This is a genomic window from Mycobacterium sp. TH-M25 (assembly GCF_057473665.1).
The window spans coordinates 1-5,868 of sequence record NZ_JBYCLA010000455.1 but is presented as its reverse complement, the minus strand read 5'-3'; the positions used below and the strand labels follow the sequence as shown (position 1 = coordinate 5,868).

Here is a 5,868-nt window from a genome sequence, read left to right as displayed (position 1 = left end):
ATTCGAGACGTCGGCGGCCGGGAATTGGCGTGCCGCAACGGCGATCGGGTGATGAAGACAGCGAGCATCGGCAAGTTGCTGCTCCTCATCGAAGCCGCGCGCCAACGGGACGCCGGCGAGCTCAGCGGTACGACATTGCTGCGGCGTAACCCCGAGTTACTGGTCGCGGATTCAGGGCTTTGGCACCGCCTCCGTGTCGACGAACTAGCGGTCGACGACCTATGCGTGCTGATTGCCAGCGTCAGCGACAACACGGCGACCAATGTTCTCCTCGACAACGTCGGCCTGTCGAGGGTCGGCACGCTCGCCCGAACACTCGGCTTGGTTCGCACGGCGTTGCTGGACTATGTCCGAGACCACCGTGGCCCGGATCACCCGCCGACGCTGTCGACCGGGTCGGCATCTGAACTGTCCGGTTTGATGAGTCGGCTGTCACGGCGCGATGTGGTGTCGCCGGTGGTGTCGCAACAGGTGAACAATTGGCTGGCCACCGGGATGGACCTGTCCCTGGTGGCGTCCGCATTCGGGCTCGATCCGCTGGTGCACACACCAGGTGATGGAGTCCTCGCCCTTCACAATAAAACCGGCGCCGACCCTGGCATCCGAGCGGACGTAGGCACCATTGGATGCAACGATGCCCGGATCTCCTACGCGGTCATCGCGAATTGGCCGGCTGCGGGCGTCGACCTCAAAGACCGGGTGTTGTCGGGAATGAATGCCATCGGCGCTTGTCTGAGGGCGGAACTCGAAGGTGGATAGGCGGTCGAACCGGGCCCGGGGCGACGCCAACCCATACGGCCCGGGAATCATCTGCGACGCCGATGAACAGCGTCAGCTCAGGCGCAGCGGTACTCCCGCCTCGTCGAAGACGTCCTGAATCGCCGCGATCAGCGGCCGCTTTCCGTGGTAGACGTCGCTCAGGTAGCGCTGCGACAGGGAACTGTGCTGCCATTCGAATTCGTAGTGCTGGTGTTCCGGAGTGCCGAATCCGCCTCGCAGGCAATCCGCCAGGGCGTCCAAGTTGCGCCCGAAATACCCGCCCGAGCCATTGACGGCTGATCCGATTTCACGGTAGAAGTCGCTGGGAGACTTGATCTTTCGGCCATCAAGCCGGTAGATCACCGGGTTGCCATCGGTGCGGCTGCGGCTCATGGCTGGCCGTCCGCGCCGGTGACCAGGCAGAACGTGTCGTAATGGTTGCCGGTGTAGAAGTATTGCGCCGGATGCGTCACCGGCGAGCCACCGGTGACGACGCGCCGCATGGACCGGTCTCGGGCGCGCGGTGTGATCACGGTGTACTCGTGGTAGTAGCCGCGGCGTTGCTTGGGCAGATGGCCCTCGTAGTTGGCGAACACGGCACCGTCGCTGCGCGGGAACGGGAAAGGACCGCCGGCGCGGATACGACCGATGGTGTCGACAACCTCGTGCGGCAGCGAGGCGATCGGGCAGACCGACGCCGCGACGCCGCTTGCCGACTGCGCAGCCCGGGGGGATGGCTGGTTACGCGTCAGCGCCCATCCGCCGACGATGACAGCCAGTGCACACAGCGTGACCAGCAGCAGCCTGCCTCGACCCACCTGTGCTCCTTGCCACCCGCTTCTGCCCATTACAACTGATGACGCCCGTCTTGATCGACCTGGGCGGTCGGCGAAACCGTCGGCGGCCAAAACCCGGTTATCGTGAAGGTACCGTCGAATTGGCCCATCGGGCGCCGATCCCCGCGCCGGAGGTGACTTGTGAGTGCAACGTTCAACGACTCCAAAGAACAGCTCATCCGGCGTGCGCAGGACGCCATGGACCGGGAATTCGCCGACACTGCATGGACACTGCGGCAGAAGGTTGCCTTGACGTGCCGCGCACTGTTCGACCGCGGGCACGACTCGGGACTGGCTGGACAGATCACCGCTCGCGCCGAGCAACCCGGCACGTTCTACACCCAGCGGCTGGGTCTGGGCTTCGACGAGATCACCGCCGGCAATCTGCTGGTCGTCGACGAAGATCTCAACGTGTTGTCCGGAAGCGGAATGGCCAACCCCGCCAATCGCTTTCACTCCTGGATTTACCGCGCCCGCCCCGACGTGCAATGCATCGTGCACACGCACCCGTTCCATGTCGCGGCGCTGTCGATGCTCGAAGTTGCGCTCGTCGTCTCCCATATGGACCTCACACCGCTCTATGACGACTGCGCATTCTTGCCCGACTGGCCCGGTGTGCCGGTAGGCAATGAAGAAGGCGAGATCATCAGCGCGGCCCTCGGTCAGAAGAAGGCAGTGCTGCTGGCCCATCACGGACACGTCATCGCCGGGGCAAGCGTGGAGGAAGCCTGCTCGCTGGCGGTTCTCGTCGAGCGCGGCGCCAAACTGCAGCTTGCCGCCATGGCCGCTGGCGAGATCAAACCGCTGCCCGAGAATCTCGCTCGTGAGGCTCACGACTGGACGCTGGCTGCCAAGCGCAGCAAAGCCAATTTCGCCTACTACGCGCGACGCGCACTGGTAGGCCACCCCGACGCCCTGTCCGACTAACGCCGCACTTCCCCGACGAGGAGGAGCTTCGTGACGCCTGCCCCGGCCATCCACGGGATCATCGCCTACCCGATCACGCCCTTCGGCGCCGATGGCGGCGTGGACACCGCGGTACTGACTTCTCTGATCGAAAAGCTGCTCGCCGCAGGGGTTCACGCGATCGCGCCGCTCGGCAGCACGGGCGAAGCCGCCTATCTCAGCGAGGCCGAATTCGACAGCGTCGTCGACACGACGGTCAACGCTGTCGACCACCGCGTGCCGGTGATCGTCGGCGCCGGCGATTTGACTACGGCCAACACGGTTCGCCGCGCCGGCTACGCGCAACGCGCCGGTGCCGACGCGGTGATGATCCTGCCGGTCTCCTACTGGAAACTGACCCCACGCGAGATCGCCCGACACTACGCCACGGTGGCTGCGGCACTTGATATTCCGATCATGGCCTACAACAACCCGGCTACCAGTGGCATCGACATGAGCCCTGAACTGCTCGTGCAGATGTTCACCGACATCGACAACCTCACCATGGTCAAAGAATCCACCCGCGAGCTCGATCGCATGGTCCGTCTCAAGGAGCTCACCGGCGACGCACTGCCGTTCTACAACGGCAGCAACCCGCTCATCCTCGATGCGCTGACCGCCGGCGCGAGTGGCTGGTGCACGGCGGCGCCCAACCTGCGACCGCACCCCTGCCTCGAGCTCTACGCGGCGACGCAGGCGGGCGACTACGCGACCGCCAAAGACATCTACGACGATCTGGCGCCGTTGCTGCGCTTCATCGTCGCCGGCGGATTACCCACGACCGTCAAGGCAGGACTCGAGCTGCTCGGCACCCAGGTGGGGCAGCCGCGGCCGCCCCTGCTCCCGTTGGAGCAGGACGGGATCGACGAATTGCGCTCTCTGCTCGTCGATTAGCGCACACCAATCAGCGGAAGCGCACACCCAAGGTGGCCATACCGAAGATCTTCTTGCCGTCGGATTTTGCGGTGACGATCACGACGCCGGAACGGGTCTGCGGGTCCAAAGACTTGATCTTGCCGCCGAATTCGATGTCGCAGCCTTCGCGCGCGGACACGATCGCCGGGGCCGACAACCGCACCGCGTAGCGGGTCACCGCCCCGGGGTCACCGGTCCAGGTCGAGGCGAAGCCCGCCCCCAAACCCATGGTGAGCATGCCGTGGGCGATCACGTCGGGCAGGTTGGCCAGCTTGGCGATGTCCTCGTCCCAGTGAATCGGGTTGGCGTCGCCCGCCACCCCGGCGTAGTTCACCAGGTCGCCGCGGGTCAGCCGGGCGTGGTGGACCGGCAACTCGTCGCCGACGTGCACGTCGTCGAACGACGGCGTCCCCGGCGTGCGGGTGAGGCTTGCGTCGGCGATCCGAATCTCGCCGTCGGGGCGCACTGTCTTGTGGTAGTCGTCTTCGCCGACTCCGAAGATGTCGACGTCGTGCATCATCGCGTTCTGCACCGCCGTCTTGATCGCCGGATCGATGTCCGCGGCGGTGACGCCGACGACGGTGGTGTGCAGGGTGTGCACCCGCTCGCCGGCCGCGTCGGTGAAGGTGTTGGTCACGGTGATCAGGTCGCGACCGGCCATCCTGCGCACCGACGTCAGTTCGACGTCGACCGTCAACTCGTCGCCGGCAACGATCGGGCGGTGCTGCTCGAACAGCTCCTCGGTCTGCATATAGGTGTCGTAGCCGACCACGATCTGCTCGAACATGCGGCGATTGCAGGTCATGCCGGGCGTCGACGTGAACGTCAGCGGCGCCACCAGGTCGGAGTAACCCAGGTCGGCGGCGGCGTCGACATCCCAGTGCGCCGGGTGATAGTCCTGCACCGCGCGGGCGTATTCGCGTACCTTTTCCCGGCCGACCAGGTAGGTGCCGTCCATTGTGTAGTGATGGCCGATCCGCTCTTCGAGCGCCGACGATTCTGCTGTTGCAGTCATGAATGGCTCAACTTTTCTACCGGCTTGTTGCTGAAGCCGACCAAAAGACCCTAACGTGCGGCTATATCAGCACTACGGCGCCTGCCTCAGTGGTGTGCGCCGAGTCGATCGCGTCCTGGTTCAGCACCGAAAAATTGGTGCGTCGACTCTGACGGTGTCGATCCAGGCATGATTCCAGGCATGACGAATCGCATCCGTGCACTGCTGGGCGTGCAATTCCCCGTCGTTCAGGCCCCGATGACCTACATCGCCCGCGCTGAACTGGCCGCCGCCGTCTCCGAGGGCGGCGGCTTGGGCATGATCGAGACCCTGACCCCCGAGGGCCGGGCCGACCTGCGCCGGGTGCGCGAACTCACCGACCGCCCGGTCGCGGCGAACTTGATGATCCAGGGCTGGAAGAAGGACCCCTCGATCGTTGACGAACTGGTGGCCGCCGAGGTTCGGCACGTGTTCACCTCCGCCGGCGACCCGGCGTTGTTCACTGCACGACTGCACGATGCCGGCATGACGGTCATCCACGTCATCGGATCGTTGAAGGGCGCGATGAAGGCGCTGGACGCGGGGGTCGACGCGCTGGTGGTCGAGGGGGTGGAGGGCGGCGGGTTCAAGTCGGCCCTCGGGGCGTCGACGTTGGTGCTGCTGCCGCTCGTCGCCGATCGTGTCGACCTCCCGATCATCGCGGCCGGCGGCATCTGCGACGCCCGGTCGGCCGCGGCTGCCGTGGTGCTCGGCGCCGAGGGCGTGCAGATGGGCACCCGGATGCTCGCCAGCCACGAGGCCGGCGTGCACGCCAACTTCAAGAACGAGATCATCGCGGCCAGGGACGACGGCACTGTGCTGCTCGATCTGCCGGGCAACCCGACGATGCGCGTGCTGCGAACGGGTCTCGCGGCCCGGGCGGCCGCCGCCGAACCCGGAATCCAGTTGCTCGGCCGGATCACCGATCTGTATTTCGACGGTGACATGGAGGCCAGCGTCGCCAACACCGGTCAGGTCTCGTCACGCATCACCGAGCTGCAGCCGGCCGCGAAAATTGTCGAGCAGACGTGGTTGGAGATCGAGACTGCATTAGCCGACTGTCGATCCCGACTGCTCTAGTGCGCGGCGAACCAGTCGAGCAGCAGATCGGCCAGCTGGTCGGGTTCCTCGTCGGGTATCCAATGCGAGACCCCGGGCATAACCTCGAACCGGTATTCCCCGGTCACGTATCCGCAGGTGTTGTGGGCCGCCTTGGGCAGCAACGCGATGTCGCGGTCGCTCCAGACGTAAAGCGTTGGCACCGAGACTTTTTGGTTGATCGAGCGCGGATTCGAGAGCGGCATGGCGCGATACCAGTTGATTGCCGCGGTCAGTGCTCCGGGTTCGAGCATGGCCCGGGCATCACGCTCGGCCACGGCG

The 5,868-nt window shown here is 65.5% G+C and carries 8 protein-coding genes; 4 read left to right on the top strand and 4 right to left on the bottom strand.

What is annotated here, in order from left to right; translation table 11 throughout:
* Nucleotides 1–759: serine hydrolase (locus AC2VOU_RS15520; RefSeq protein WP_486958177.1), on the top strand; the 759-nt coding region annotated here is incomplete at its 5' end.
* A 72-nt stretch (nucleotides 760–831) separates the two neighbouring features.
* Here the strand turns inward: AC2VOU_RS15520 and AC2VOU_RS15515 are convergent.
* A complete protein-coding gene (locus AC2VOU_RS15515; RefSeq protein ID WP_486958176.1) occupies nucleotides 832–1,152 on the bottom strand; it encodes a barstar family protein in 321 nt (106 codons plus the stop codon).
* Entirely contained in the window at nucleotides 1,149–1,577 is a 429-nt protein-coding gene (locus AC2VOU_RS15510) for a guanyl-specific ribonuclease (protein WP_486958175.1), read from the bottom strand. Before AC2VOU_RS15510 ends, AC2VOU_RS15515 begins: the two co-directional genes overlap by 4 nt.
* Before the next feature lie 159 nt (nucleotides 1,578–1,736).
* Here AC2VOU_RS15510 and AC2VOU_RS15505 point away from each other — a divergent pair, with 159 nt between their 5' ends.
* Together AC2VOU_RS15505 and AC2VOU_RS15500 are read left to right on the top strand one after the other, a co-directional pair.
* Nucleotides 1,737–2,522, top strand: a complete 786-nt coding sequence (locus tag AC2VOU_RS15505) for an aldolase (RefSeq protein ID WP_486958174.1) — start codon at nucleotides 1,737–1,739, stop codon at nucleotides 2,520–2,522.
* A gap of 30 nt (nucleotides 2,523–2,552) precedes the next feature.
* Entirely contained in the window at nucleotides 2,553–3,434 is an 882-nt protein-coding gene (locus AC2VOU_RS15500) for a dihydrodipicolinate synthase family protein (protein ID WP_486958173.1), read from the top strand.
* A 10-nt stretch (nucleotides 3,435–3,444) separates the two neighbouring features.
* Here the strand turns inward: AC2VOU_RS15500 and AC2VOU_RS15495 are convergent, their stop codons facing one another.
* Nucleotides 3,445–4,470, bottom strand: coding sequence for a fused (3R)-hydroxyacyl-ACP dehydratase subunits HadA/HadB (locus AC2VOU_RS15495; protein ID WP_486958172.1), 1,026 nt, complete (start codon nucleotides 4,468–4,470; stop codon nucleotides 3,445–3,447).
* Between the two features lie 180 nt (nucleotides 4,471–4,650).
* On the opposite strand from AC2VOU_RS15495, the gene AC2VOU_RS15490 reads away from it, so the two are divergent.
* Nucleotides 4,651–5,568, top strand: a complete 918-nt coding sequence (locus AC2VOU_RS15490; protein ID WP_486958171.1) for an NAD(P)H-dependent flavin oxidoreductase — start codon at nucleotides 4,651–4,653, stop codon at nucleotides 5,566–5,568.
* Here the strand turns inward: AC2VOU_RS15490 and AC2VOU_RS15485 are convergent.
* The coding region (locus AC2VOU_RS15485) for an alpha/beta fold hydrolase (RefSeq protein WP_486958170.1) at nucleotides 5,565–5,868 on the bottom strand (304 nt) is incomplete at its 5' end. The two genes, AC2VOU_RS15490 and AC2VOU_RS15485, sit on opposite strands and share 4 nt — an antisense overlap.

What these genes read in the sequence shown, in the direction of transcription:
- AC2VOU_RS15515 (WP_486958176.1), bottom strand. Translation starts at nt 1,152, where the DNA reads ATGAGCCGCAGCCGCACCGATGGCAACCCGGTGATCTACCGGCTTGAT.
- AC2VOU_RS15495 (WP_486958172.1), bottom strand. Translation starts at nt 4,470, where the DNA reads ATGACTGCAACAGCAGAATCGTCGGCGCTCGAAGAGCGGATCGGCCAT.
- AC2VOU_RS15490 (WP_486958171.1), top strand. Translation starts at nt 4,651, where the DNA reads ATGACGAATCGCATCCGTGCACTGCTGGGCGTGCAATTCCCCGTCGTT.